This is a genomic window from Lentibacillus sp. CBA3610 (assembly GCF_013373365.1).
Classification (GTDB): Bacteria; Bacillota; Bacilli; order Bacillales; family Amphibacillaceae; genus Lentibacillus.
The window spans coordinates 740088-765222 of sequence record NZ_CP035925.1; the positions used below are offsets into that span (position 1 = coordinate 740088).

General features: G+C 43.6%; 22 protein-coding genes, 2 pseudogenes and 1 riboswitch. Of the genes and pseudogenes, 22 read left to right on the plus strand and 2 right to left on the minus strand.

The window, feature by feature from the left end; genetic code table 11:
• The first annotated feature begins 103 nt into the window (after positions 1-103).
• From Len3610_RS03790 to Len3610_RS03800, 3 genes are all read left to right on the plus strand, one after another.
• Complete coding sequence (locus tag Len3610_RS03790; protein ID WP_176446787.1) at positions 104-1111, plus strand: ABC transporter substrate-binding protein; 1008 nt, start codon at positions 104-106, stop codon at positions 1109-1111.
• 4 nt (positions 1112-1115) lie between these two features.
• Positions 1116-3140, plus strand: coding sequence for an iron ABC transporter permease (locus Len3610_RS03795; protein WP_176449542.1), 2025 nt, complete (start codon positions 1116-1118; stop codon positions 3138-3140).
• A 95-nt stretch (positions 3141-3235) separates the two neighbouring features.
• Positions 3236-3766, plus strand: coding sequence for a YcxB family protein (locus Len3610_RS03800; protein WP_176446788.1), 531 nt, complete (start codon positions 3236-3238; stop codon positions 3764-3766).
• A 518-nt stretch (positions 3767-4284) separates the two neighbouring features.
• On the opposite strand, the pseudogene Len3610_RS03805 reads toward Len3610_RS03800, so the two are convergent.
• Both Len3610_RS03805 and Len3610_RS03810 read right to left on the minus strand, forming a co-directional pair.
• A pseudogene (locus Len3610_RS03805) lies at positions 4285-6232 on the minus strand (aconitate hydratase).
• A 421-nt stretch (positions 6233-6653) separates the two neighbouring features.
• The gene (locus tag Len3610_RS03810) at positions 6654-7190 is read right to left on the minus strand and encodes a YceI family protein (RefSeq protein ID WP_176446789.1); all 537 of its coding nucleotides are present in this window, start codon (positions 7188-7190) and stop codon (positions 6654-6656) included.
• 161 nt (positions 7191-7351) lie between these two features.
• On the opposite strand from Len3610_RS03810, the gene Len3610_RS03815 reads away from it, so the two are divergent.
• From Len3610_RS03815 to Len3610_RS03880, 19 genes and pseudogenes are all read left to right on the plus strand, one after another.
• On the plus strand, positions 7352-7810 hold the full coding sequence (locus tag Len3610_RS03815; RefSeq protein ID WP_176446790.1) for a DUF6884 domain-containing protein: 459 nt from the start codon (positions 7352-7354) through the stop codon (positions 7808-7810).
• Positions 7811-7825: 15 nt separating this feature from the next.
• On the plus strand, positions 7826-8167 hold the full coding sequence (locus tag Len3610_RS03820; RefSeq protein ID WP_176446791.1) for a hypothetical protein: 342 nt from the start codon (positions 7826-7828) through the stop codon (positions 8165-8167).
• A 185-nt stretch (positions 8168-8352) separates the two neighbouring features.
• On the plus strand, positions 8353-8598 hold the full coding sequence (locus tag Len3610_RS03825; RefSeq protein WP_176446792.1) for a phage holin: 246 nt from the start codon (positions 8353-8355) through the stop codon (positions 8596-8598).
• Between the two features lie 137 nt (positions 8599-8735).
• The gene (locus tag Len3610_RS03830) at positions 8736-10529 is read left to right on the plus strand and encodes a M3 family oligoendopeptidase (protein WP_176446793.1); all 1794 of its coding nucleotides are present in this window, start codon (positions 8736-8738) and stop codon (positions 10527-10529) included.
• Positions 10530-10631: 102 nt separating this feature from the next.
• A riboswitch (TPP riboswitch) is annotated at positions 10632-10735 on the plus strand.
• Positions 10736-10849: 114 nt separating this feature from the next.
• Positions 10850-11422, plus strand: coding sequence for an energy-coupled thiamine transporter ThiT (thiT, locus tag Len3610_RS03835; RefSeq protein ID WP_176446794.1), 573 nt, complete (start codon positions 10850-10852; stop codon positions 11420-11422).
• Between the two features lie 94 nt (positions 11423-11516).
• A complete protein-coding gene (locus Len3610_RS20590; RefSeq protein WP_255259783.1) occupies positions 11517-11648 on the plus strand; it encodes a hypothetical protein in 132 nt (43 codons plus the stop codon).
• 118 nt (positions 11649-11766) lie between these two features.
• A complete protein-coding gene (locus tag Len3610_RS03840; RefSeq protein ID WP_176446795.1) occupies positions 11767-13188 on the plus strand; it encodes a hypothetical protein in 1422 nt (473 codons plus the stop codon).
• A 1220-nt stretch (positions 13189-14408) separates the two neighbouring features.
• Positions 14409-14579, plus strand: coding sequence for a hypothetical protein (locus tag Len3610_RS20595; protein ID WP_255259784.1), 171 nt, complete (start codon positions 14409-14411; stop codon positions 14577-14579).
• Positions 14545-14967, plus strand: coding sequence for a Glu/Leu/Phe/Val family dehydrogenase (locus Len3610_RS20600; protein ID WP_255259785.1), 423 nt, complete (start codon positions 14545-14547; stop codon positions 14965-14967). The genes Len3610_RS20595 and Len3610_RS20600 overlap by 35 nt, the downstream gene beginning before the upstream one ends.
• A gap of 546 nt (positions 14968-15513) precedes the next feature.
• Complete coding sequence (locus Len3610_RS20605) at positions 15514-15783, plus strand: Rossmann-fold NAD(P)-binding domain-containing protein (RefSeq protein ID WP_303699993.1); 270 nt, start codon at positions 15514-15516, stop codon at positions 15781-15783.
• 363 nt (positions 15784-16146) lie between these two features.
• Positions 16147-16692, plus strand: coding sequence for an MFS transporter (locus Len3610_RS21650; protein WP_369693638.1), 546 nt, complete (start codon positions 16147-16149; stop codon positions 16690-16692).
• 109 nt (positions 16693-16801) lie between these two features.
• Positions 16802-17296, plus strand: a complete 495-nt coding sequence (locus Len3610_RS21655; RefSeq protein ID WP_369693639.1) for a hypothetical protein — start codon at positions 16802-16804, stop codon at positions 17294-17296.
• Positions 17297-17546: 250 nt separating this feature from the next.
• Positions 17547-20399 (plus strand): annotated as a pseudogene (gene fdhF, locus Len3610_RS03855) (formate dehydrogenase subunit alpha); the annotation flags it as partial.
• A complete protein-coding gene (locus Len3610_RS20610) occupies positions 20392-20616 on the plus strand; it encodes a helical membrane plugin domain-containing protein (RefSeq protein WP_255259786.1) in 225 nt (74 codons plus the stop codon). The pseudogene fdhF and the gene Len3610_RS20610, both read left to right, overlap by 8 nt.
• On the plus strand, positions 20588-20857 hold the full coding sequence (locus tag Len3610_RS20615) for a DUF1641 domain-containing protein (protein WP_255259787.1): 270 nt from the start codon (positions 20588-20590) through the stop codon (positions 20855-20857). Before Len3610_RS20610 ends, Len3610_RS20615 begins: the two co-directional genes overlap by 29 nt.
• Positions 20858-21066: 209 nt before the next feature.
• Positions 21067-22812: a carbon starvation CstA family protein gene (locus Len3610_RS03865; protein WP_176446796.1), complete on the plus strand. Its 1746-nt coding sequence runs from the start codon at positions 21067-21069 to the stop codon at positions 22810-22812.
• A gap of 61 nt (positions 22813-22873) precedes the next feature.
• Positions 22874-23131, plus strand: a complete 258-nt coding sequence (locus tag Len3610_RS03870) for a cory-CC-star protein (protein ID WP_176446797.1) — start codon at positions 22874-22876, stop codon at positions 23129-23131.
• 58 nt (positions 23132-23189) lie between these two features.
• Positions 23190-24134, plus strand: coding sequence for an ArsA family ATPase (locus tag Len3610_RS03875; protein WP_176446798.1), 945 nt, complete (start codon positions 23190-23192; stop codon positions 24132-24134).
• Positions 24131-25114, plus strand: a complete 984-nt coding sequence (locus Len3610_RS03880) for a zinc-binding dehydrogenase (RefSeq protein ID WP_176446799.1) — start codon at positions 24131-24133, stop codon at positions 25112-25114. The genes Len3610_RS03875 and Len3610_RS03880 overlap by 4 nt, the downstream gene beginning before the upstream one ends.
• The last annotated feature ends 21 nt before the right edge of the window (positions 25115-25135 follow it).

The window sequence follows — 25135 nt, forward strand, 5'->3', positions numbered from 1 at the left end:
TATGAATGATAATGAGAATCCTTTTCATTTAGTATGTATGTAATCGGTATCCGCCACATTCATCATTGAAAATATTTGAAAAAATTACAGAGGAGATAACGTCATGAAAAAACTAACGATTGTGCTGCTACTTATACTGCTGTCATTCCTGGCTGCATGCGGTGGTAATGATAGTGGCAGTGGCGACAATAATGAAGATCATGCAGGTGATTCCAATGAAAGTGAGCGTACAATAACGATTGAAGATGCAATGGGTGAACAAACGATTGAAGGGACCCCTGAGAACATCGTGGCATTGGAATGGACTTATGCTGAAAACCTGCTTGCGCTTGGTGTTCAGCCGGCGGGTGTCGCTGACCTGGATGGCTTCGGCCAATGGGTGAACATTGGTGAGGAATTCGATGAAAGTGTAGAAGATGTCGGTACACGTCAGGAGCCGAATCTTGAAGCGATAAGAAGGCAGGATCCCGATTTGATCATTGCCGTTCAATTCCGTCATGAACAGTATTTGGATCAATTGAAGGAGATTGCACCAGTGGTCACGTTTGCGCCTTATGGTGAAGAAGCCATACAGGATCACTATCAGAACATGATTAACGAAATGGAAACACTTGCTGAAATTGTTGATAAGCAAGCAGAGGCTGAACAGGCTGTTGCTGATATGGAGTCATTCATTGAAGAACAAAAACAGCGTATTGAAGATGCAGACCTGGAAGGATCGCAATTTCTGGCCACACAGGCATTTACAGCTCAAAACACGCCGACTTTGAGATTGTTCACGGATAATTCCATGGTGGGCAAAATCATGACTAAACTTGGGTTTGAAAATGTGTATGAAACAGACGAACCTGAAATATATGGATACTCTGAGGTGACATTGGAAGCATTACAGAGCTTTCAGGATATAGAAGATTTACAATTTCTGTATATCGTTCAGGAAGATGATAATATTTTCGAATCAGATTTTAAAGGCAACCCGGCCTGGGAAAACCTGAACTTTGTACAAAACGGCAATACACATCAGCTGCCCGGTGATACGTGGACATTCGGGGGTGTACTGTCAAACAAGGTACTGGCAGAACAGCTGGTAGATGCTATGGTAAATGAGTGATTGGATGACGAGCAGTTTACGAAAACTATTGATTGCGGTTCTCACCTTTGGGGGTGGAACCGCGCTTTTGTGCCTTTTAACTTTCATACATATTAATCAGGGCAGTGTGTCGATTTCCGTGGGTACGGTGATTGATGCGATTTTTGCACCTGAGGATACGCTTGAACACCATACCGTAAGAGTCCTGCGTATGCCGCGGGCCGTGATGGGGATAATTGCCGGCGGTGCCCTGGCTGTTGCCGGTGTTGTTCTCCAGACAGTCACCAAAAACCCGCTGTCCTCGGCAAGCACACTCGGTATTCATTCCGGTACATATTTTGCCGTTGTTTTCAGTACGGTATTTTTTCCGGCGGCATTAATCGGAAATGGTATTATTGTTGCTTTTATTGGTGGTATCACTACATTTCTGATTGTGTTCAGTTTGTCAGGCGGAAATAGGGCATCACCGGTTCGTATGGTTCTGGCAGGGATGATTGTAACGTTTCTGTTTTCATCTCTGACAAGTCTTTTGCAGATTTTTTACGAAAACGAGACAGCAGGACTGTTTTTATGGGGATCCGGTACGCTTGTGCAAAACGACTGGAGCGGTGTTCAATTTTCGTTACCGATTGTTGCAGTCGGACTAATGATTATATTCATCATGACCTTCAGGATGGATACGCTCACGTTGGGCGACGATGTTGCCACTGCGCTTGGTCAGAACGTACATCTTGTTAAATTTATATCGATTACAGCGGCGGTGCTGTTGACGTCTGTTACGGTCAGTGTGGTCGGGCCAATCGGTTTTGTAGGGCTTGTGGCGCCACACATTATTAAGCTGATTGGTTACCGGAAACATTTACCGCTTGTCATTGCGTCGTTTATTTGGGGCGGTAATGTGCTGCTGTTCGCCGATGTTCTGGCACGTGTGATTGACCCGTCGTTTTCCGAGCTGCCTGTTGGTGCCATTACAGCATTGGTCGGTGCACCATGGCTCATTTATCTGGTACTGCGGATGAAGCGGAATAAATATGGCGAGGAAAATACATCAGTTATTGCCGGAAAAGCATCTGCCGGTTTGTCGCTGAAAGTAGTTATTCCAGTCTTGCTGGGTATTATTATGATCACCTTGTTCGTTAGCTCTGCATCCGGTAATTACGGGTTTGAACCTGTTCTCTTATGGAATAGCATATTTGGGGAATCAAATGATTTTATGCTTGGTCTGATTATGGATTTACGTCTGCCGAGAGCGCTGGTTGCTCTGGTTAGCGGGATGATTCTTGCTGTCAGCGGGCTTATTTTCCAGGGCGTTCTGCGCAATCCATTGGCTGACCCGTCTGTTATTGGCATTACGTCCGGAGCAGGGGTTGGTGCGTTGCTAACCATGTATGTGTTTAGTGCAGCAGCTGTCTGGATTCCGGTCGGGGCAATCATTGGTTCATTCATATTTTTCGTATTTGTTATGGTTATGGCGATTCGTGCACAATTTCAACCAACGATTTTGGCATTGCTCGGTATTGGGGTATCCGCTTTCGGACAAGCGATTATTCAAATATTGGTCGTTCGGGCGGATTTGAATGTTGCCTCCGCACTAACGTGGCTGTCAGGGACAACGTATGCTACCGGATGGTCGGAATTACTGAATTACCTGATTTGGCCAATTGTCATTGTGCTTCCATTCGTATTAATCCGAATTCGTGATCTGGACACGTTATCTCTGGGGGATGATACTGCGAAGGGACTTGGGCTTAAGGTCATGCCGGTTCGTTTTCAATTGGCACTACTGGCCACATTGCTGGCGGCTTTCGGTGTAGCTGCGGTTGGCACAATCGGATTTGTCGGTCTGATCGCTCCGCATTTATCCCGTTTGCTTGTTGGACCGTCCAATCAGCGTCTGCTTCCGGTCACGATGCTGGTGGGCGGTGCAATGCTGGTTGTTGCCGACGCCCTGAGCCGCACGCTGCTTGCTCCTAATGAAATCCCATCCGGCATACTGGTTGCCATTATTGGTGCGCCATACTTTTTATGGTTAATGCGAAAACGGTCCTAAGAAATTAACAAGACAAATTGATAATATGTTGTTATATTTGTTATCAAAGTCCAATAACGATATCGGGAGCAGAAGGTGAAAGGGAGGTTTTTAAAATGTTATCCAAGGAAAGTAATGAGGTCGCCATTAACGGGATATTGACGTATGAGGATTTCAAAAAATATACCAAATATCACCAGCAAAAAATTGTTGTTAATTATTTTTTCGTTTCGATTATCGTTTCAATGGCTGTGTTCTCTTTAATACTGCCTGTCTCTTTGTTTTTACTCTTTTTGGTTTATCTGCCTCTATCTTTGCTCATTTCAGGAGCAGTGACGTTGACGTTTATGTTGATGGCTCGTCTGCTTAGTCGCAGAGAGTACAAAAGTGACAGGGCGGCTAAATCTGAAATGTCATACGTTATCAACAACCAAGGTATTTTGCAAAAACGGGGAAAGTCAAGCACCTACTTCGAGTGGGATGACATAATTAAAGCTTATGAAAATAAAGAACTGTTTCGTTTATATGTTTCTAAAAGTAAAGCAATTGTTCTGCCTAAAAGATTTTTCAGTACAAAAGATGATATTGAATCATTTAAAAGTATTCTGCGTGAAAACTTAGATACCAAAAGGGTCTTAATAGATTAAAATCTAATGTTAAGCATATTTCGTTCGGATTTACCTTTTGATTCCATTTGTCTGGAAATTATTTGAAAAAGCCGCTGTAGATTAAGCCGAAATCGCTGTAGTTTACAGCGGTGCGCTGCAGATCATGCTGGAATCGCTGTAGTTTGATCTACAATCGCTATAGATTCGGGTGAAACCGCTGCAGATTATTATACAGAGATTCTTCCGGGTTCATAGGACAACAATTTGAGCGACTTCTTTGCCCTCAAATCCTGGTTGAGTACTGCTCGTTGCACTGCAGGGGTCCCATTTAGTTCAACAGTCCCCAAAAGTCTCCGTATGTTTCGCTTATTTAGGTGAAAACGCATAAAATAAAAATCCGAACTGATTCGAAGTTTATCTGAAGAATTTTGAATCATTGTTCGGATTTTTGCTATGGTTACCTTTTAAAAACCTCGGCACTCGCTATAGGAAAGGCGAACGCCGAGTTTTCCAATATACTTTTATCGCAGCCTCTGAGCTGATTAACTGACTTTGATTTAAACATGTTGTCTCGCTTTAGTCCAATTAATCAATCCGCCGCTTACGATGATTTCACGCTGGCGGTCAGACAGATTATGCTCTGTGGTAATTTCATCTCCGCTGCCTGAGGTCAATTTTATGATGTCATTATTTTTCACTTGATTACGCAGATCCGCAAAATGGAGCACTTCCTCATTTTCGAGTTTGTCGTAATCCTCTTCGTTCGTAAACTTAAGTGGCAGGACACCGAAATTTACAAGGTTCTGCCAGTGGATGCGGGCGAAATCTTTTACAAGAACCGCGCGCAGCCCAAGGTAACGGGGAGCAAGTGCAGCATGTTCGCGGCTTGAACCCTGTCCGTAGTTGAATCCGCCGACAATGGCATGGCCGGATTTTTCTTTTGTTACATTTGCCCGGTCAACATAAGTCGGGTCGACGTCTTCGTAAGTGAATTTGCTGATTTCCGGCAGGTTACTGCGGTATGGAAGAACCCGTGCACCGCCGGCGAGAATTTCGTCAGTGGATATATTATCGCCGACTTTCAACAGAACCGGTATATCCAGCGTATCCGGCAAAGCATCCATTTCCGGAATTGATGCGATATTAGGTCCTTTGACAAGCTCTTGTTTCTGCGCTTCTTCAGGCGGAAGCGGTTTTTCAAGCAGGCGATCATCCACATTTGGTGCACTTGGATCACTTACTTTCGGATAAGGAAAATCCATTGTTCTTGGATCAGTGATTTCACCAGTCAATGCGGATACTGCTGCCGTCTCAGGACTGGACAGAAATACACTGTCTTCTTTAGTGCCGGACCTGCCCGGGAAGTTGCGCGGTGTTGTCCGCAAGCTGTTCCGTCCTGATGCAGGTGCCTGACCCATGCCGATACAGCCGTTGCACCCGGCCTGATGGAGTCTGGCGCCCGATTGCAGGAGACTTGCAATATGCATTTCTTTAACAAGGTTTGTAAGCATTTGTCGCGATGTCGGGTTGATATCGAATGATACGCCATTGGCTATGTTGCGGTTCTTTACGATTTCAGCTGCTATGGCAAAATCCTGGTATCCCGGATTTGCTGATGAACCAATATAAGATTGATAGATTGGAGTACCAGCAAGTTCACGGGCCGGAACGACATTTCCGGGACTGGACGGTTTGGCGACTAATGGCTCCAATTCGGAAAGGTTGATTTCTTCATGTATGTCATATGTGGCATCATTGTCTGCCGTTTAATTCACCCCATTCATCTTCCCGATTCTGCATGGATAAATAGCGCTTGACTTCTTTATCAGATGGAAAGACAGTTGCTGTTGCGCCAAGCTCAGCTCCCATATTCGCTATGACGTGCCGGTCCATTGCTGATAAGTCATCAAGCCCCGGTCCATAGTATTCGATGATTTTTCCAACGCCGCCTTTAACACCATGTCGTCTGAGCATTTCCAGAATAACATCTTTGGCACTGACCCAATCAGGCAGTTCGCCGGTTAATTTAACCCCCATTACCTGGGGCATTTTGATGTAGATTGGTTCACCGGCAATGGCCATGGCAACGTCAATTCCGCCTGCTCCCATCGCAAGCATCCCCATACATCCATTAGCACATGTATGACTGTCAGATCCGAGCAGTGTTTTACCAGGAATAGCCAACCGCTGCATATGCACCGGATGACTCACCCCATTTCCAGGTCTTGAAAAGTATAGACCAAAACGCTGTGCCGCACTTTCCAGAAACAGATGATCATCAGGGTTCTTATTGTCTTCCTGTATTAAGTTATGGTCTACATACTGTGCTGAAGCTTCAGTCTTGGCATAATCCAGTCCCATTGCTTCAAGTTCCAGCATCACCATGGTTCCTGTCGCATCTTGTGTCAGGGTTTGATCGATTTGGAGGCCAATCTCCGCACCAGGGTCCATTTTGCCTGAAACAAGATGGTCATTGATCAATTTTTGCGTAACGTTCAAAGCCAATATTAATCCTCCTTTGAAAATATGTCTATATTAGTCCATACCTCAAATTAGGGTAAATCAAACTAGAAAGCCGGGATGTTACATATGAAATCAGTCACAAAATCCATAAACTGCGACATAGGGTATATGTTGAGTGCAATGACACCGCTCCAGAAATACGCTCTGCTGAATTTTGCTCACTTCCGAATTAAATATATAATTCTTTTCTGCGAGGAGTGCAGCTTCACCGAAAAACTTGCAACACGACATATCACCACGTATATTCAGCTGCGGAGTTAGAGAGTCTCACTAAAATGCTGCCAACACACTTACTCAGACTACATCGCATTTTATATCTACTATGAGTTCAAAAGCAGGAAAATTTACAAAAAGAGTCTAAAAAATGCCACCATAATGGTGACATTTTTTCTAAGTCATATGATTACTCCGCTTTGTGTGCTTCGATTTCGAAAGTGATTTTAACTTCATCGCCAACCAATACGCCGCCTGTTTCCAATGCAGCGTTCCAGGTCAGACCAAAGTCTTTACGGTTGATGGTTGTTTCGCCGCTGAAACCGGCTACGATATTGCCGCTCATTGGATCTTTGCTTTGTCCTTCAGAAACAACATTAAATGTAACTGGCTTTGTTGTGCCAACCATTGTGAAGTCGCCTGTTACCTCATAGTTGTTATCTGATTTTTTCTTAATGTCATTCGCAACAAATGTCGCTTTTGGATGATTTTCAACATCAAAGAAATCTGCTGAGCGCAAATGATCATCACGATCGTTATTTTTTGTATCGATACTGGAAACATCAATGGTTGCTTCCACCTTTGCATCTTCCAGGTTTTCCGGATCTGCCTCGATGACCGCATCAAAGTCGTTGAAATGACCTTTTGCTTTCGAAATCATCATATGTTTGACTGAAAATCCTACTTCACTGTGTACTGTGTCGACATTAAATGTTTCTCTTGCCATAAATATCCCTCCAATAGTTACTTTACGTAACCCAGTATAAAATGATAAATAAATAATGTCAAGTAGTTTTAATATATTTATTTTGAATTAAGAATATCTACCCGTTTATTTTGTTTAATAAACTTTAATGGTATACTAATACTAGATTTGGAGTGAATGGTATGAGGGAGCTAAGCATTGTTCCATGCGGAAGGAAAAAAATCTGGGATAATTATCCTGAGCTGGGTGCAGTACCGGCAAAAGATGCGTATACAGGTACATTGCATCAGCGTTCACGGCAGTATGCGGAAATGTTTACCGATCAGTGGGTGATATTGTCAGCCAAACATGGATTTCTGTTTGCAGATGATGTCGTCGACGGTCCATATGATGTGACATTCAATCAGAAAAGTGACGAGATTATTACATTTGATAAATTAATCAGGCAAGTAAACGATAAGCAGCTGGATCAATTTGACAGACTTGTTGTTCTTACAGGGAAAAAATACAAACCTGTTATTAATGGGACCTTCAACGGAGATATCCCCAGGGCATTTCCTTTATTGCAATTCGGCGGGATTGGCTACATACTACAGGCGCTGAAGCACGCAGTTGAAACAAAAACCCCCATACATTCATAAACGGGAGCAGATATTATGACGCAATCATTATTTATTATACTTCTTTTCATCGCTTATATCATCTATGTTGCTTTTAAGTATAAGAAGACCTGGAAAAAATTATCAATAACTCAGATTGCCGGTGTATTCGTGACGTTTGCAGCCATAGCCGGTATTGCTGGAATCGTCCTTTTTTATGGCATAAATCACTTTGTTGAACCTGTTGTTTCGGGTTACATCCTCAGCTTTATAATCAAGTTTTTTGCAATCATCGTTATTATCACAATTGCAGGTCTGGCATTTGCGTCAATAGCCAGTAAAATAACAAACGGAATCATTCCAAATGAATGGCGGGATCAGAATGTTCGGCAAAAATGACGTTTAGTGCAGGTAACTGTCCGTTGCAATCATAGCCAGCCAGTCGTTTTATCCATAATCCTTTGCTTTGACGTTTCACTTATGTTTTAAGTGCTTTTTATGGACCAAAGCCGTTCCGAAAAGCCGACTGTCTGAACATATATAATGCAGAATGAATATATGAACAGAACCAGGGGGGCACAGCCATGGATAAAGGCACTGTGATTCGAACGGCAGCACTTGCTGTAGCGCTTATTAACCAATTTCTCGTTGTGTTTGGAAAATCACCACTTCCTATTGACGCTGAAATAGCCGAACAGACTGTTTCGTTTTCATTTACGCTGACAACTTCCACATGGGCATGGTTCAAAAATAACTATGTCACCAAGACGGGCAGAAAGCAGAAGCAAGTTTTAATGGAAAATGATCTTTTAGAGAGAGGGGAATCTTAGTTGACGTTTCACCAACGCCTGAGAGAATGACAGCTTGGGCGTTTGGATAATCTAGCACGAATTGCCTAATGTAAATTTTCTAATTTGTCGCTATAATAGTAAAATACATAATTTTAATTAGATCAGGGGGAGATTGGATGCAAAAAACAGTGTATAACCCTAAATGGAATTTGGATAGTATTTTTCCGGGAGGCAGTACATCAGAAACATTTCATTCCTATTTGGAAAATGTTCAGACGACTATTCGGCATCTGGATTCAGAAGTTGATCAGTTTAACCCGGCAAATGGTGATGTCAACAAGGAGCTCACGGGTATTGTAAATCAGCTTGAGGATTCTCAGAACAAGATGAAGGAAGCATTTGCATTTATTAGTTGTCTTAACGCACAGGATATGAATGACAAGAAGGCTGATCTGCTTGTTGCCAAAAGAAGTTCGCTAAAAGCAGAAATGGATGCAGTCAGGACAAAATTAAATCAAAAACTTATTGAAATAAATGATGTGGAATGGCGTGAACTTCTGGAAACCCCGGAACTGAATAAGCTCGGGTTTGTATTGAATGAACAACGGGAGAAAGCCCGGGAACTGCTTCCACAAGAACAGGAAGTGCTGATAAATGATTTGGCAGTTGATGGTTATGAAGCATGGAATCAGATGTATAACACCATTATCGGAAATATGCGTGTTGAGATAGAAGAAGATGGGGACGTGAATGCTTATTCTGTTGGACAGGCATCGAATAAGTTAAATGATCCTGACCGATCCGTCCGTCAGCATGTTTTCAGTCAGCTTAATGAGGAATGGGAGCGGAATGCTGATTTTTTTGGTCAAACATTAAATCATCTGGCCGGATTTCGTTTGCAAAAATATAAGCACCGTAATTGGCAGCACATTTTAAAGGAACCACTTGCCATCAACCGGATGAAACAAGAAACGCTTGATGCCATGTGGGCAGCGATTAACCGTAACAAGAAGTATTTTGTGAAATTTTTGGAGCGGAAAGCTGATCTTTTGGGACAGGAGAAATTAAGCATTTATGATGTGAACGCACCCATATCAAAGTCGGTGAAAACATCGACATATACGGAAGGTGCGCACTTTATTGTTGAAAATTTTCGGCAGTTTAGTCCCAAAATGGCTGACTTTGCCAGGATGGCTTTTGAAAATCGCTGGATTGAAGCGGAGGATCGTCCCGGCAAACGCCCGGGCGGATTTTGCACAACTTTCCCTGATAGTGAGCAGACGCGTATTTTTATGACCTATTCGGGAACGTCCGCTAATATTGCCACGTTAGCACATGAATTGGGACATGCTTATCACCAGCATGTTATGAATGACCTTCATGGATTAAACCAGGGTTATGCCATGAACGTTGCCGAGACCGCCTCGACATTTGCGGAGATGATTGTTGCGGATGCATCCGTCAAAAATGCACAAACCAACGACGAAAAACAGGCATTGCTTGAGGATAAAATCAAGCGCAGCATTGCGTTTTTTATGAACATTCATGCCCGGTTTCTTTTTGAACAGCGCTTTTATGAAGAACGGAAACAGGGGATGGTGCCGGTTGAGAGGTTAAATGAGTTGATGATTGAGGCACAAATAGAAGCGTATTGTGGTACATTGGATGACTATGATCCAAACTTCTGGGCTTCTAAATTGCATTTTCATATTACCGGTGTTCCATTTTATAATTTCCCATATACATTCGGTTATTTGTTCAGTCTGGGAATCTATTCATATGCACAAAGTCTGGGAGGTGACTTCGAGGAGGATTATATTGCGCTATTGCGGGATACGGGAAGCATGACAGTGGAAGATCTGGCAGCGAAACATTTGAATGTTGACTTGACGAAACCGGACTTTTGGGAAAATGCTATTAAGCTGTGTGTGCAGGATGTTGAGGAATTTCTTTCACTGACGGAAGAATAAAGACCCTGGGGTTGCAAGTACCAAAGCATGTTTGCTCCGGGAAAAATTTGTTTATTTTCCGTCCATAGGTTATAATAGATTCAACAAAAAAAGCATATGTAAGAAGCCTGCAGGGGGAGCCGTCTGGCTGAGAGTGAACAGGTTGCTGTTCTGACCCTTCGAACCTGTTAGTTAATACTAGCGTAGGAATGGTGGCTTTTTTGATGGAATAGATAGCAATGTGAGCGGATTTCCCCATCAGGAAGCTTCCCCTTGGCATTGCTTTTTTTGTGTGCAAATTTAGCAGGTGGAGTCATTCCGCCGGCAAAGGGGAGGATTTAATGCGTTCAAACCGTACGTTATTTTTGATTGAGGTGGCTATTTTTACAGCCTTGGCACTGATGCTGGATATTATTCCGTTCTTATCGATAAAGCTTTGGGTACAAGGTGGTTCTGTATCACTGGCAATGATTCCGGTGTTTATCGTTGCATTTCGCTGGGGGCTGAAAGGTGGTCTTTTGTCAGGATTTTTATGGGGGGTTCTGCAAGTTGCTGTAGGCACTGGTTATGTACTGCATCCGCTGCAGGGGTTCATTGACTATGCACTGGCCTTTACAGTAATCGGATTGGCCGGGATCTTTGCAAAACGGGTTCAGGAAGCGGTTAAATCAGGTGAGACCAAAACTTATCTTACTTATATAACGCTTGGTGTCATCCTGGGCAGTATGCTGCGCTTTGCGGCTCATTTTGCAGCAGGTGTTGTATTTTTTGAATCTGCTGTGGAAGGACAATCAGTCTGGGTTTATTCATTCCTGTATAATGCATCCTACATCATTCCATCATTAATTATTAGTGCGATTGCTGTCTTCCTGTTATTTCACAAACAGCCCAGAACGTTATTACAGGCAGCCTGATTTGTTCACTGTCCGCTCACAATCACTTAACTAAAGTAGCCCTATTCAAATGCACAGGGCTATTTTTGTATACTGGTATAAAGGAGGGATTGGCATGCGGGAACTTATTGGTGAATGTCGGTCATGTGGAAAAAATGTTTATTGTGAGAATGGTTTTTTTGATGGGGTTCATGAAGATGGTAAGCTGCTATGTTATGACTGTGCTGATGAGAAAGAATCGAAATAATCAGCAATTGATGATCTGAAATCGCTAAGTTAATTCACGTTATCACAGGCGGTTTCTTTCACCGCTTCTTTTCGAGGTGCATAGGCTATAGCACACCTCAGAAAAGGAAGTGTTTGACGTGGAAATAATGCTATCCCATTGGTTATACGGTATATTCACATTACTGATTATTTTAACGATGATTTTCCGAAAAGGTGTTGTTCTGCCGGCATTACTGGGAACATTTGTGATTGCCTGGGTTTATCAGGGCAGTCTAATTGATGGTTTCACAGCCATATTCAATGCAAATCTGGTGGCAGCAAACGAACTTTTCAATATCTTTTTGATCATTACATTCATGATGGCTTTACTGCACTCTTTACGTGACCTTGGTGCAGACCGCAAGATGATTCAGCCGGTTCAGAAGCTTATGGTCAATGGGCATGTTTCGTTTTTTGTACTGGTTGGTGTTACCTATGTCATTTCACTGTTTTTCTGGCCGACACCAGCTGTACCGCTCATATGTGCGCTGCTTGTTCCGGCAGCTATAAGGTCCGGTCTGCCAGCGATGACTGCGGCAGTGGCTGTTGCGTTAGCGGGGCAAGGGATGGCATTGTCGTCTGACTATATCGTACAGGTGGCACCGAATTTGTCAGCAACTTCAGCAGGGATTGATACAGCACTTGTTGCTGATAGAGCACTTGTCTTATCGTTAATCGCAGGTGGTGTTGCCATAGCACTCGCATATTTGTTTTATCGAAAAACAATTCGTTCAAAAGACAGTGAGTTGAATGAGATCGAAATGAGACAGATGCAGACGGCAAAGGAATCTGAAAACACTGCAAAGTCTATCCATCTGAATACGTGGAGTAAAGTATTTGCCGTATTGGTTCCGATTTCGCTTCTAACAGTTGTTATTTACATGATGTATTCAAAACTGAACGCCGGTCGAATGAGTGGTTTTGAAGGCGGAGATGGCGCTGCTTTTGTTGGTGGTGTGGCCGTTATATTGCTGTTATTATCGACCGTGGCATTTGGCCGTCAAAAAGCGTTGGATTATATCAGTAATCACATTACGGAAGGGTTTGTTTTTGCATTTAAAGCGATGGGACCGGTCATTCCAATTGCAGGGTTCTTTTTTCTCGGCAGCTCGGATTTTTCCGGTGACATTCTAGGTATTGAAGAAAATGCACCTGGGTTACTGTTCGATCTTGTTGAAGCATCACAGCAGTATGTTCCGCAGAGTGCGATACTTGCTGCATTCAGTGTCCTGATCATCGGCATTATTACGGGGCTTGACGGATCCGGATTTTCCGGTTTGCCGCTGACCGGTGCCCTCGCTGCATCATTGGAAACCGGTGCAGTTGATGCGGGAACACTTGCTGCACTGGGACAATTAGGATCGATTTGGACCGGTGGTGGTACCATTGTTGCCTGGTCATCATTGATTGCCATTGCCGGCTTCTGTGGTGTATCTGTTATGGATCTGGTCCGGAAAAACTTTCTGCCGGTCATACTTGGGTTATTTGCCGCGGCACTTATGGCTTTGATTATCTTCTAAAAAGCCTCTGTTTGTAAACTGTATTACATTTTAACCTTGTAGTCGATACAAACTGCGACATACTGAAAATTATATGAGTGCTGTTATACCGCTCCGGAAATACGCTCCGCTTTCCGCGGGCGGCTGGTGAGCCTCCTCACGCTGGCGCGCTCCGGGGTCTCACCTATGCCTCTCATCCCGCAGGAGTCTCCGCGTATTTCCTCCGCTGGTTTTGACTTTCTGTACATTTGAATGTCTCTCAGTAGGACAGAACATGACGAAGATGCGGAAAATGAGACACTCCTGTGGAAAAGACAGTATGAAGACACCGCAGTGAGCCGACCTAAGGAACAAAGGCTAAGAACGCCCGCGTTCTGTGCGGGCGCCTCCGTGACCAACATTCGTGTTAGCCCGCGAGCGGAGGAGGCTGAAGTGTTCCCCGCGGAAAGGGCGTATTTTTCCGCAGCGACGAACGAGACAGCCACTCTCACGTGCTCTTCTTGCCTGATTTCGTTTCCTTCCGAACGAGACAGTCCCTCTCTCGTGCTTTTCTTGCCCGATTTCGTTTCCTTCCGAACGAGACAGCCACTCTCTCGTGCTTTTCTTGCCTGATTTCGTTTCCTTCCGATTGAGACAACCTCTCTCACGTGCTCTTCTTGCCTGATTTCGTTTCCTTCCGAACGAGACAGCCACTCTCTCGTGCTTTTTCTGCCTGATTTCGTTTCTTCCGATTGAGACAGCCCTCTCACGTGTTTCTTGCCTGATTTTTTCTTGAACGAGACAGCTACTCTCTCGCTCTTCTTGCTGATTCGTTTCCTTCCAACGAGAGCCACTCCACGTGCTTCTTCTTGCCGATTTCGTTTCCTTCCGAACGAGACACTCTCACGTGCTCTTCTTCTGATTTGTTTCCTTCCGACAGACAGCCCTTCTCTTGCCGATTTTTTCTTCCGAACGAGACGCCACTCTACGTCTTTCTTGCCTGATTTCTTCCGAACGAGACAGCCACTCTCACGTGCTTTTTGATTTTCCTTCCGAAGACAGCTACTCTTCGTGCTCTTCTTGCTTGATTTCGTTTCCTTCCGAACAGCAATTGTAAAATGTTTAATAACCCGCTTACCGTTCTTCCAGGAAAATAGACACTGAATAATCAGGCTTAAACATGTTAATCCTTCTGGTAAAATGGTTATATAAATAATAGATAGATTAAAGCAATTTACAAAATAAAAGACGGAGGTACCAATATGGCAAACAGTACTGAAAAAATTGTTCAGGAATCATTGGACGCTTTGATGGATGATGACTTCATTTGCCGGAAATTAAGGGTCAGGCACGAAAGAAAGCTTTTTCTCCTTGCACTCAATTTTGTCGACCCGAATCATGTTCACAAATCATTTTTTACGTGTAACCCTTGAGAATGGAAAGGTTGAGCGCATTCCGTCATTCCGGGTTCAGCACAATAATATGTTAGGTCCGTATAAGGGCGGTATTCGTTTCCATGAATCCGTGTCTGAAGATGAAGTGGGTAATTTAGCGGCGCTCATGACTTTGAAAAATGCCTTGCATGAAGTTCCCTTTGGCGGCGGAAAAGGCGGGGTCATAATAGATCCGAGAGAATACTCAGTCAAAGAATTGAACCTGATATGCCGGAAATATGTTCAATATTTCAGTGAAATTCTGGGTCCGGATAAGGATATACCGGCACCGGATGTCGGTACTGGCGACCGGGAAATGGATTGGATGATGGGCGAGTATAAAAGTATCCATCCCGGTAAGCCATATAGAGGAAGTTTCACAAGGTAAAAAGCGTCCTGAATGGCGGTTCTTTGGACGGAATGAAGCAACAGGTAAAGGTGTTTATTATTCATTCCGATATATGCTCCACGACTTGCCAAAGATCAGGAAAAATGGCTTTCGGAGAGGGATAGTATATTTGCCGAAAACGCCCTGGAACATGTTGACACAACCTTATCAATCGCTATTCAGGGGTTTGGCAATGTTGGTTCAGTTGCAAGCACTTGAGCCTATCAATGTAACGATTTGAAAAAATAAAATAGTGGCAGTCAGTGATCGAAAATGTGACATTGTATAATTCGGATATATCCGAACCTGATTCAATACACACAACATAATGATGGTGACTTCCGATAGACGAAGACAGCTGAATAAAGCCGATATCAAGGCAACAGTCCGGGACCGTGACGACCTGTTGACACTTGATGTCGATGCGGTTAATTCTGGGCAGCACTTGAAGACCAGATTCATCAGGAAACATGAAAAGACGTGAAGGCACGTATTCATCGTTGAAGGCCGCCAACGCACCGGATTACAGGCGGAGCGGATAAATACTTGAGTGAAAATGGTGTCATTATCATTCCGGATATTCTCGCCAATGCCGGCGGTGCTATCGTATCCTATCTTGAATGGCTGCAAGGAAGGGAAACACAGTTCTTGAGTGAAGATGAAGTATTCGACCGGTTGTTTGACCAAATGAAAGAAACCTTCGATACCATTTATCCGGAATTTTTTGGTGACCCTTTTCCATTGCGGCAAAATTGTTATATCCACGCGGTCATGAAAATTTCGACGATCATTTATCGGCAGGGAAAATTATATTGAACATCATTAGCATAGAAAAGGGCATTCTTTTACAGGATGTCTTTTTTAATGGGTTATTATCAGTGCTGAAAGTTAAAAATGATCATTGACAACTTTAAATTATTTATGATAGCTTTATTTTTAAATATTTCTGAATTATACATAATTATGATAAATGCAGTTGAGATTACATACGTATCAGTGTTGTGTCCTGCCGGGATATTATGTAACTGCTTGCATAATGTCTCAGGGCCTATTTATTAGGAGGGGAAAAATGGAGAAAGTGAAAAATCGCTGGTTAATTGCTTTGTCGGGTTGGCATACATATTGTATCGGATCTGCATATGCCTGGAGTGTATTCACAAAATCCGATGGCTGATGCGTTTGGCTGGAGCAACAAGCCAGATTTCATTAGCATTCAGGTATTGCCATCTTTCTGCTTGGTTTTCCTGCAGCTTTATGGGCAAGTTTGTTGAGAAAAAGGGGAACCGCGAATTTCCGGTATGTATCCGCCGTGTTTTTTTTGGCGTTGGGGTAATGGGGACAGGACTTGCAACGGCTTTTGAATCATTAGCTTTGATGTACTTTTTTTATGGTATCGTTGGCGGAATTGGACTTGGAATAGGCTATATAGCCCCGGTTTCAACGCTTGTAAAGTGGTTTCCTGATCATCGGGGGCTGGCAACGGGGCTGGCCATAATGGGTTTTGGCTTTGCATCGTTGATCAGCGGTCCTGCCGGAGAGGCTTTGGTCAGTTCAGTCGGTATTTCAAATACGTTTTATATTTTGGGTGCAAGCTATTTGATTATTATGCTGGCAGCATCACAGTATCTGGCTCCGCCTCCTGAGGGCTGGCAACCTAAAGGGATGCAGGATGAAAAAAGTGATGAACCAAAGAAAAGAAAGAGGATCTCAAATGACAGCCAATGAGGCAAATTAAGACAAAACTTTTGGATGTTATGGATGATGCTGTTTTCTTAACGTACAACGGGTATTGCCATCATCTCTCGTCGCATCCAATCGGACAGGAATGACAGGGATGTCAGCCCGTTACCGGCAACCCATGGTAGGAATCATGGGACTTTTAACGGTGCCGGAAGACTTGGGATGGGCCACTATCTCGGATTATATTGGCAGGCCGAATGTGTATACCATATTTTTTGTGATTGGCACTGTTTCATACTTTTTGATGCCGGTTTTAACATCTGTTATTTTATTCCAAATTCTCGTCTATGCGATCGTTTTCCTGTATGGTGGCGGTTTGCATCCGTTCAGCTACATTGGACTATTCGAACAAGGCAGGCTGGGTGCTATACATGGTTATATTTTAACTGCTTGGGCAGTCGCCGGCATTGTTGGTCCCATGTTGTTGTCATTGATTTATGATAATACCAATAGTTATCAGCTGGTTCTAATTATTTTTGGCGGAATGCACGTTATTTCTTTGATCATTTCTCTTTGGATAAGAGGGGTCATGCGAAAAATGAAAGAAGGAAAAATATACACAAACAATACGCAGGCTGCAAATAGTTAAATCAGCTCAGATAAACCTGTTTTAAAAAAGATATTTTCAGTATAAATCATTTGCTTTGCTTTTCCTTTTGCCTTAGTGTGTTATAATATTTGAAAAATACAAAAATGTTTTGTGATATTTGTAAAGGATTTCATTATACTTTTTCGGGAGGGGATTACATGCAGAATCAGGACATGCCGTTGTACCATTAATGGGGAGAATATTTGGCTTCCCGGACAAATCTGCTCGATTTGATTACACAACCGGCAAGTTTGTACCGCAAATCTGCTATAATGAGTCACTTGGTCCTGTACAGACATGTGACACGTGTATGATCATGGTTGACGGGGAGTTTGCGCGTGCTTTGGTGGAAACAACGGTTAAGGGTGGGATGGGAGTAAATACCGAATGGAAATTGTCAATGCAGCCAAAAGGAAAGCGCTTGACCGAATTCTGGAAAATCATGAGTTGTATTGTACTGTTTGCGACTATAATAATGGATCCTGTGAAATTCATAATACAGTCGCGGAATTTGGGCTTGAACACCAATCTCGTCAATTTGAGCCGAAGCCGTATGAAATTGACAACTCGAGTCCGTTTTACCGCTATGACCCGGATCAGTGCATCTTATGCGGACGCTGTGTGGAAGTCTGTCAGGATGTTCAGGTGAATGAAACGCTTCTGATTGACTGGGAGCGCCAGCAGCCGCGTGTTATTTGGGATAATGATGTGCCAATCGATCAGTCCTCATGTGTCAGCTGCGGGCAATGTGTGACCGTTTGTCCGTGTAATGCCCTGATGGAAACGTCAATGGTTGGAGAGGCAGGCTATATGACCGATCAGAAACCGGGACTCCTGCGCTCGATGATTGATGTGACCAAGAAAGTGGAGACAGGTTATGGTGCGTTAATGGCTGTGTCCGACACTGAGGCTTCAATGCGGGAGGAACGCATTGAAAAGACAAAAACCGTCTGTACATACTGTGGTGTTGGATGCACGTTTGATGTCTGGACAAAAGACCGGAAAGTATTGAAAGTCGAGCCGCAGCAGGACTCGCCGGCTAACGGTATTTCAACATGTATAAAAGGAAAGTTCGGCTGGGATTACGTCAATTCAGATGAACGGCTGACAAAGCCACTGATCAGGGAAGGCGATTCATTCGTAGAGGTTGAATGGGAAGAGGCACTGGATTACACAGCCAAGCGTTTTTCCGAAATAAAAGATGATAAAGGTGCCGATGCTTTAGGATTTATTGCATCATCAAAGGCTACAAACGAAGAATCATACGTCATGCAAAAATTAGCACGCCAAGTTATCGGCACTAATAATGTTGATAATTGTTCACGCTACTGTCAGTCACCGGCCACAAAGGGACTTTTCCGGACGGTCGGCCATGGCGGGGATTCCGGTTCCATTGATGACATTGCTGAAGCTGATATGGTTATCACAATCGGATCGAATACCGCTGAATCGCATCCGGTGCTGGCTTCCCGGATCAAGCGCTCACAGAAATTATTCGGGCAGAAGCTTTATGTATTTGACTTGCGTAAACATGAAATGGGTCAGCGTGCAGATCGCTTTTTCCAGCCAAAGAGCGGAACAGATCTCGTATGGCTGTCTGCGGTCACAAAATACATCATCGATCAGGGATGGGAAGATCGTGACTTCATTAATAATTGGGTGAATGACTTTGATGCGTACAAACAATCACTGGAAAAATTCACACTTGACTACGCGGAGAATTTAACAGGTATTACCAGCGACGATTTGATAGCGATTGCTGAACAGGTTGTCAGTGTCGACAAAGTTGCGATTTGCTGGGCAATGGGGGTAACACAGCACCAGCTCGGCAGTGATACAAGTACTGCTATTTCCAATTTGCTGCTTGTTACCGGCAACTACATGCGCAATGGAACCGGAGCCTATCCTTTGCGCGGTCATAACAATGTTCAAGGGTGCAGTGACTTCGGAAGTATGCCGAATTTCTTCCCGGGCTATGAAGAGGTTGCCGACGATGATGTGCGCAAACGTTATGAAGATGCCTGGGGCGTAGACATTCCAGCTGATCCGGGGAAAGATAACCACGAAATGATCGGGGCGATTCATGAGGGAAGTCTTCATTCGTTGTATATTCTCGGTGAGGATACCGGAATTGTTGATGCCAATATTAATTACGTCACCGCCGCTTTTGAAAAACTGGAATTTATGGTTGTTCAGGATTTATTTTTAACTGAAACAGCGAAGTATGCCGATGTTATTTTGCCTGCCGTGCCAAGCCTGGAGAAGGAAGGAACCTTTACAAATACTGAACGTCGAATCCAACGTTTGTACAAAGCACTTAAGGCGAAAGGTGGCTCGCGCCCGGATTGGGCAATCATTATGAATTTGGCTGAAAAACTCGGCTATGACTGGAAATACAACAGCCCATCGGACATTATGGATGAGTCAGCATCTCTTGCACCGTTATTTGCCGGTGTCAGCTATGATAGATTGACAGGTTATAATAGTCTGCAATGGCCGGTTGCAGCAGATGGCACTGATTCACCACTTCTGTTTGTTGACGGGTTTCCGTTTGACGATAACAAAGCAAGACTGTACCCGCTGGATTATGAACTTGTTTACGACACAAACAATGAATACGATTTGCATGTGAATAACGGCAGGGTATTGGAACATTTTCACGAAGGCAATATGACCTATAAATCAGAAGCCATCACTAGTAAAATGCCGACAGCGTTTATTGAAGTATCACCTGAATTGGCGGAAGAGCGTGGTATCAACGAGGGGGCTGAAGTGAAATTGATATCGGAAGCCGGTGACGTACCGGATCCGTTCACATACAGATAGAGTGAGCGGCAAAGAAGTGTATTTGCCATTGAATGATAACGGCAAAACGGCTGTCAACTATTTAACTGATAACAGCGTTGATAAAGATACTGATACACCGGCATTCAAGGAAATAGCTGTTAAAATGGAAGTGCTTAAGAAAAAAGGTAAAAGTCCGCTGCCGCCGAATAATTACCGGCGGGGAAATCCACAGCCGCAAATTGGTGTTAATCCGGAGCGGAAATGGAATCGCAGTGATTATGTTTTCCCGGGAAGCCAGGTGAAACAGCATGGCTGAAAAAATATCGAACATCAAACGCATGGAAATCTCTGAGGAAACGATTCGAAAGCAACATCTTGATGAAGTGATAACTGCCCTCAGCGAGAATAAGGAAGCGGTTATTAAAGGAATCGATTTGCTGGCAACACTGCATTCAAGTGGCACACTGATATGGTCAATGCCTTTGTTAAACATCGTGAGACGCATTGAAAATATTTATGGCCGAGATAAATAAACGCAGTATTCCCACTACACTGGAGAACTTGCCCAGGCTGCTTTTGCTTATTGGTGAGCTGAACGTCAAAGATTTGGAACAGTTTGCCGCCCGATTGAATCATGGTGTCAAAGAAGCCGCAGCTGCAGAGACATCGGATAAGACGTCCTATATGGATCTGATCAAAGCATTGAAGGATCCTGAAATAAATCGGAGTGTCACCATGCTGCTGCAATTATTGCGCGGGATGGGTAAAGAATAAGCAGACCAAACCCCGAAAACTGGTAAAACAGTGATCGGGGTTTTTGACTACCGGAAATATTTCTATCCGGACAATAATTCTTAATATTTACATTTTACTTTTATTGAATTAGAATAGACTTGTATTATTCAAAAAAGTCCTACATATATTATTATTGGAACGTTTTATAGTTGCAGGCGTTCTAAATCAAATTAAAAGGAGGCCGTAACATGAGTGGTATTTTAGTAGCGGTTATTGGCCTGGCTGTTTTTGCGCTCGGCTATCGTTATTATTCAAAATTTGTTGCAGAAAAAATATTCCGGCTTGACCCTGATTATGTAACACCGGCACACCGCTATAAAGACGGTGTCGATTTTGTACCAACCAACAAATTTGTCTTATGGGGGCACCATTTCACATCGGTTGCCGGTGCCGCACCGATCATGGGTCCGGCGATAGCTGTCTATTGGGGCTGGCTCCCTGCGCTTTTATGGGTTATATTGGGAACTGTATTCGCTGCCGGCATCCACGATTTTGGAACACTGGCGCTGTCAGTACGAAATAAAGGCCAATCAATCGGTACATTGGCCAACAAATTGGTTGGGCAACGGGCAAAAATATTGTTCTTATTTATTATTCTTATTCTCGTATTGATGGTTAACGCCGTATTTGCCTGGGTTATTGCGAATCTGTTTATTTCGTATCCATCGAGTGTCGTGCCGGTGTTTATTCAGATACCGTTAGCGATTTGGATCGGTTATGCTGTTTACAAGCGCAAAGCGAAAATGCTTATTCCGTCATTGCTTGCGCTTGGTGTCATGTATCTGACAGCAATTATTGCCAGCCAGGTCGACTTCCTGCAAATTGATATTGTTCAATACTTCGGTGGTGAAGGCAGTGAAGGGTTATTCGGGCTTGGCGCCGTTAATAGTGCTTTTCTGATTTGGATTATTATTTTAATGACTTATGTGTACATCGCTTCAACGTTACCGGTCTGGAAACTGCTCCAGCCGCGTGATTTCATTAATTCACACCAGCTTGTTGTCGGTCTGTCCATTCTGTATTTGGGGCTCTTGTTTACCAATCCGGAGATTACCGCACCGGCTACAAATTCGGATGCTGATACATCATGGTTCCCGCTTTTATTCATCACAGTCGCTTGTGGTGCGATATCAGGATTTCATGGTTTGGTTTCGAGCGGGACATCATCGAAGCAGCTTAACCGGGAAACTGATGCTCGTTTTGTTGGTTATTTTGGAGCGGTTGGTGAAGGTATACTGGCGCTGGTTTCAATACTGGCAGTGGTCACGTTCTTTGGCAGCACGAGCGAGTTTTTGGGAACCTACGACAGCTTTGCGACAGCCAATGAAATCGGTCTGAATATGTTTGTAGAAGGTGCCAGTGTATTGGCGTCCGGCCTGATGATTCCGACTGAAGTTGCTACGACTATTGTAGCGATCATTGTTGTCAGTTTTGCCGCTACGACATTGGATACCTGCGTGCGTCTGATGCGTTATATTATTTCAGAACTCGGTGTTGAATATAATGTGCCAGCACTTTCCAAAATGCATGTCGCTACATCAGTTGCCATTGTCTCCAGTGCGGTTCTGGTATTGATGCCTGAGGGGTCAAGAGGTTTTGGTTCAGGCGGCTATTTGCTTTGGCCATTGTTTGGTACGTCGAATCAGCTGCTGGCAGGGATCAGTCTTCTGCTCGTGTCCATTTGGCTTAAAAAACGGGGCAGCAACTATCTGGTAACACTCATCCCGATGATTTTCGTCATGTTCATGACCTTGTGGGCCATGTTCGAACAGGTGTTGTTTGAATGGTCGTGGTTTGGTACTGATCCATCAGTGTTATTGTTTGCATTGGGATCCATCATATTTGTTTTTGCGGTATGGATTGTCTTGACAGCATTCAGTACGTTAACACGTAACATGAATCAGCCGGATGACTTGGATGAGAACGTGAAATAGTGATTTTAAAAGGGGATCATGCGTTAAGCTGATCCCTTTGGCATTATCAAGAGGTGATCATATGATTGAACAACTGAAGAAATTGGTGGCATTTTATGAAGAAGTCTTAAGTATGCCGCATCGCCAGGAAATTGCCAGGGAATTGCGCGATCAGGACGATTTGTTTTTACTGCTTTTATATTCCGAAATGATCGGAATTCCCAATCCGGTTTATTATTACACACTTGAATTGTACCCTTATATGATTGAAGAATTTCATGACTGGCATCTGCGCATGGGTATGGACAAATCACCATTAACGGGAATTCGCTGCTGTTAGGTTACATGATCCAAGGCACGGAATCCGAAATTGAAAACACAAGAAAGGACGTTACCGGATGCAAGTTTTAGAGAAAAAAATTATATTTGTCGGCGGAAAGGGCGGTGTCGGGAAGTCCACTTCTGCTGCAGCAATAGCCTGGAAATCTGCCAATGAGGGCAACCGCACACTATTAATATCCACAGATCCCGCACACAATTTAGGTGATATTTTTGACAGATCAATTGGCGGCAGCATAACAAATGTTTCAGAAAAGTTATTTGCGCTTGAAATCGATCCTGAGAAAGAGACTGACGACTATATAAAAGGTGTGAAAGACAGTATCAAAAATGTCGTTCATTCAAGTATGATGGAAGAGGTTCATCGTCAGCTTGATACAGCTAAGTCGTCACCCGGAGCAGATGAGGCTGCATTATTCGATAAACTGATTTCCATCATATTGGAGGAAAGTGATAATTACGATAAGCTTATTTTTGACACAGCACCAACAGGTCACACCATTCGGCTGTTGTCACTGCCAGAATTAATGGGGGTCTGGATTGAAGGCATGCTGAAAAAACGGCAGAAGACAAATGACAATTACACACAACTGCTTAACGATGGTGAGCCGGTTGAAGATCCGATCTATGATGTATTGAAAGTACGGCAGGAACGGTTTTCCAGGGCGCGTGAAATTTTATTGGACGGCAATATGACGGGGTTTGTTTTTGTGATCAATCCGGAACGTTTGCCGATTACAGAAACTGAAAAAGCGATTAAACTGCTTGATCAATACCATCTGCATGTGAAAACACTAATCGTAAATAAAATTTTGCCTAAAAATGCGGATGGTGATTTTTTATTGCAGCGAAAAGGGCATGAGCAGCAATATATGGATATGATCGAGGAGACATTTGCAAAACAAGAAAAAATTTACGTTCCATTGTTTCCTCATGATATAATTAACAGAGAACATTTGGAAACATTCAGTCATTATTATGGGGAGGCGCAGACAGAATTATGAAAGCATTTGTGCATGAGTATGGAGAACTGAAAATAAAAGATATGAACGAGCCTTTTGCCGATCATGGACAGGTCGCTGTTTCGATCAAATTTGCCGGATTGAATCGCCGGGATGTAGCTGTTCCGGGTCGGAGAGGGGATGAAGCAGGTGCCTTAATCCTCGGTTCAGACGGTGCTGGTGTAATTGAATCTATCGGAGAAGGTGTATCCGAATTTTCAATTGGCGATGAAGTGATTATCAATCCTTCGCTTGGCTGGTATGAAAACAGTGAGGCACCTCCGAAACAGTTTGACATTCTCGGGATGCCTGATAATGGGACATTCACCGAATCAGTTGTTTTACCGGCGGAACAAATTGAAAAGAAACCGGAGCATTTGTCCTGGGATGAAGCAGGGGTACTTGCATTGTCAGGTTTGACCGGGTATCGGGCATTATTTACAAAAGGCAATTTACAAGCAGGCGACACATTGTTTATGCCAGGAGCCGGCAGTGGTGTGGCGACATATTTGATTCAATTTGCCAAAAAAGCCGGTGCACGTGTGATCGTTACGTCACGAAGCGAGGCTAAACGTAAACAGGCACTTGAGCTTGGAGCCGATCGTGCTTTGGATACAAACAGCAGCTGGCCGGAAGAATTGAAAGAGGAAACGATTGATATTGTCATTGACAGTGTTGGTCAGGCTACATTTAATCGCTCGCTGGAAGTGCTGGAAAAAGGCGGACGTTTTGTGACATTTGGTGCTACGACAGAAGATGCGGTTGAGCTGAATCTCCGCAAGTTTTTCTATGGACAATACAAGCTGATTGGCTCAACAATGGGCAGTCAGGAAGAACTCCGTGACATGCTGACATACATTACTGAACATCAAATTCATCCAGTCGTCGACCAATCATTTTCTTTGGATGAAGCACAAAGCGCGATGGAATATCTGAGCGAATCGAAACAATTTGGGAAAGTTGCATTACGGATCAGTGAGTAAGTAAAGAACAGGTTCTCTATA

Excerpts from the sequence above, each read along its gene's own strand:
- Len3610_RS03790 (WP_176446787.1), top strand. The coding sequence starts at position 104 with ATGAAAAAACTAACGATTGTGCTGCTACTTATACTGCTGTCATTCCTG.
- Len3610_RS03830 (WP_176446793.1), top strand. The coding sequence starts at position 8,736 with ATGCAAAAAACAGTGTATAACCCTAAATGGAATTTGGATAGTATTTTT.
- Len3610_RS03870 (WP_176446797.1), top strand. The coding sequence starts at position 22,874 with ATGATTGAACAACTGAAGAAATTGGTGGCATTTTATGAAGAAGTCTTA.
- Len3610_RS20590 (WP_255259783.1), top strand. The coding sequence starts at position 11,517 with ATGCGGGAACTTATTGGTGAATGTCGGTCATGTGGAAAAAATGTTTAT.
- Len3610_RS21655 (WP_369693639.1), top strand. The coding sequence starts at position 16,802 with ATGTCAGCCCGTTACCGGCAACCCATGGTAGGAATCATGGGACTTTTA.
- Len3610_RS03795 (WP_176449542.1), top strand. The coding sequence starts at position 1,116 with ATGACGAGCAGTTTACGAAAACTATTGATTGCGGTTCTCACCTTTGGG.
- Len3610_RS20600 (WP_255259785.1), top strand. The coding sequence starts at position 14,545 with ATGTTCACAAATCATTTTTTACGTGTAACCCTTGAGAATGGAAAGGTT.
- Len3610_RS20595 (WP_255259784.1), top strand. The coding sequence starts at position 14,409 with ATGGCAAACAGTACTGAAAAAATTGTTCAGGAATCATTGGACGCTTTG.
- Len3610_RS03800 (WP_176446788.1), top strand. The coding sequence starts at position 3,236 with ATGTTATCCAAGGAAAGTAATGAGGTCGCCATTAACGGGATATTGACG.
- Len3610_RS03820 (WP_176446791.1), top strand. The coding sequence starts at position 7,826 with ATGACGCAATCATTATTTATTATACTTCTTTTCATCGCTTATATCATC.
- thiT (WP_176446794.1), top strand. The coding sequence starts at position 10,850 with ATGCGTTCAAACCGTACGTTATTTTTGATTGAGGTGGCTATTTTTACA.
- Len3610_RS20610 (WP_255259786.1), top strand. The coding sequence starts at position 20,392 with ATGGCTGAAAAAATATCGAACATCAAACGCATGGAAATCTCTGAGGAA.
- Len3610_RS03825 (WP_176446792.1), top strand. The coding sequence starts at position 8,353 with ATGGATAAAGGCACTGTGATTCGAACGGCAGCACTTGCTGTAGCGCTT.
- Len3610_RS03880 (WP_176446799.1), top strand. The coding sequence starts at position 24,131 with ATGAAAGCATTTGTGCATGAGTATGGAGAACTGAAAATAAAAGATATG.
- Len3610_RS03815 (WP_176446790.1), top strand. The coding sequence starts at position 7,352 with ATGAGGGAGCTAAGCATTGTTCCATGCGGAAGGAAAAAAATCTGGGAT.
- Len3610_RS03810 (WP_176446789.1), bottom strand. The coding sequence starts at position 7,190 with ATGGCAAGAGAAACATTTAATGTCGACACAGTACACAGTGAAGTAGGA.
- Len3610_RS03865 (WP_176446796.1), top strand. The coding sequence starts at position 21,067 with ATGAGTGGTATTTTAGTAGCGGTTATTGGCCTGGCTGTTTTTGCGCTC.
- Len3610_RS03875 (WP_176446798.1), top strand. The coding sequence starts at position 23,190 with ATGCAAGTTTTAGAGAAAAAAATTATATTTGTCGGCGGAAAGGGCGGT.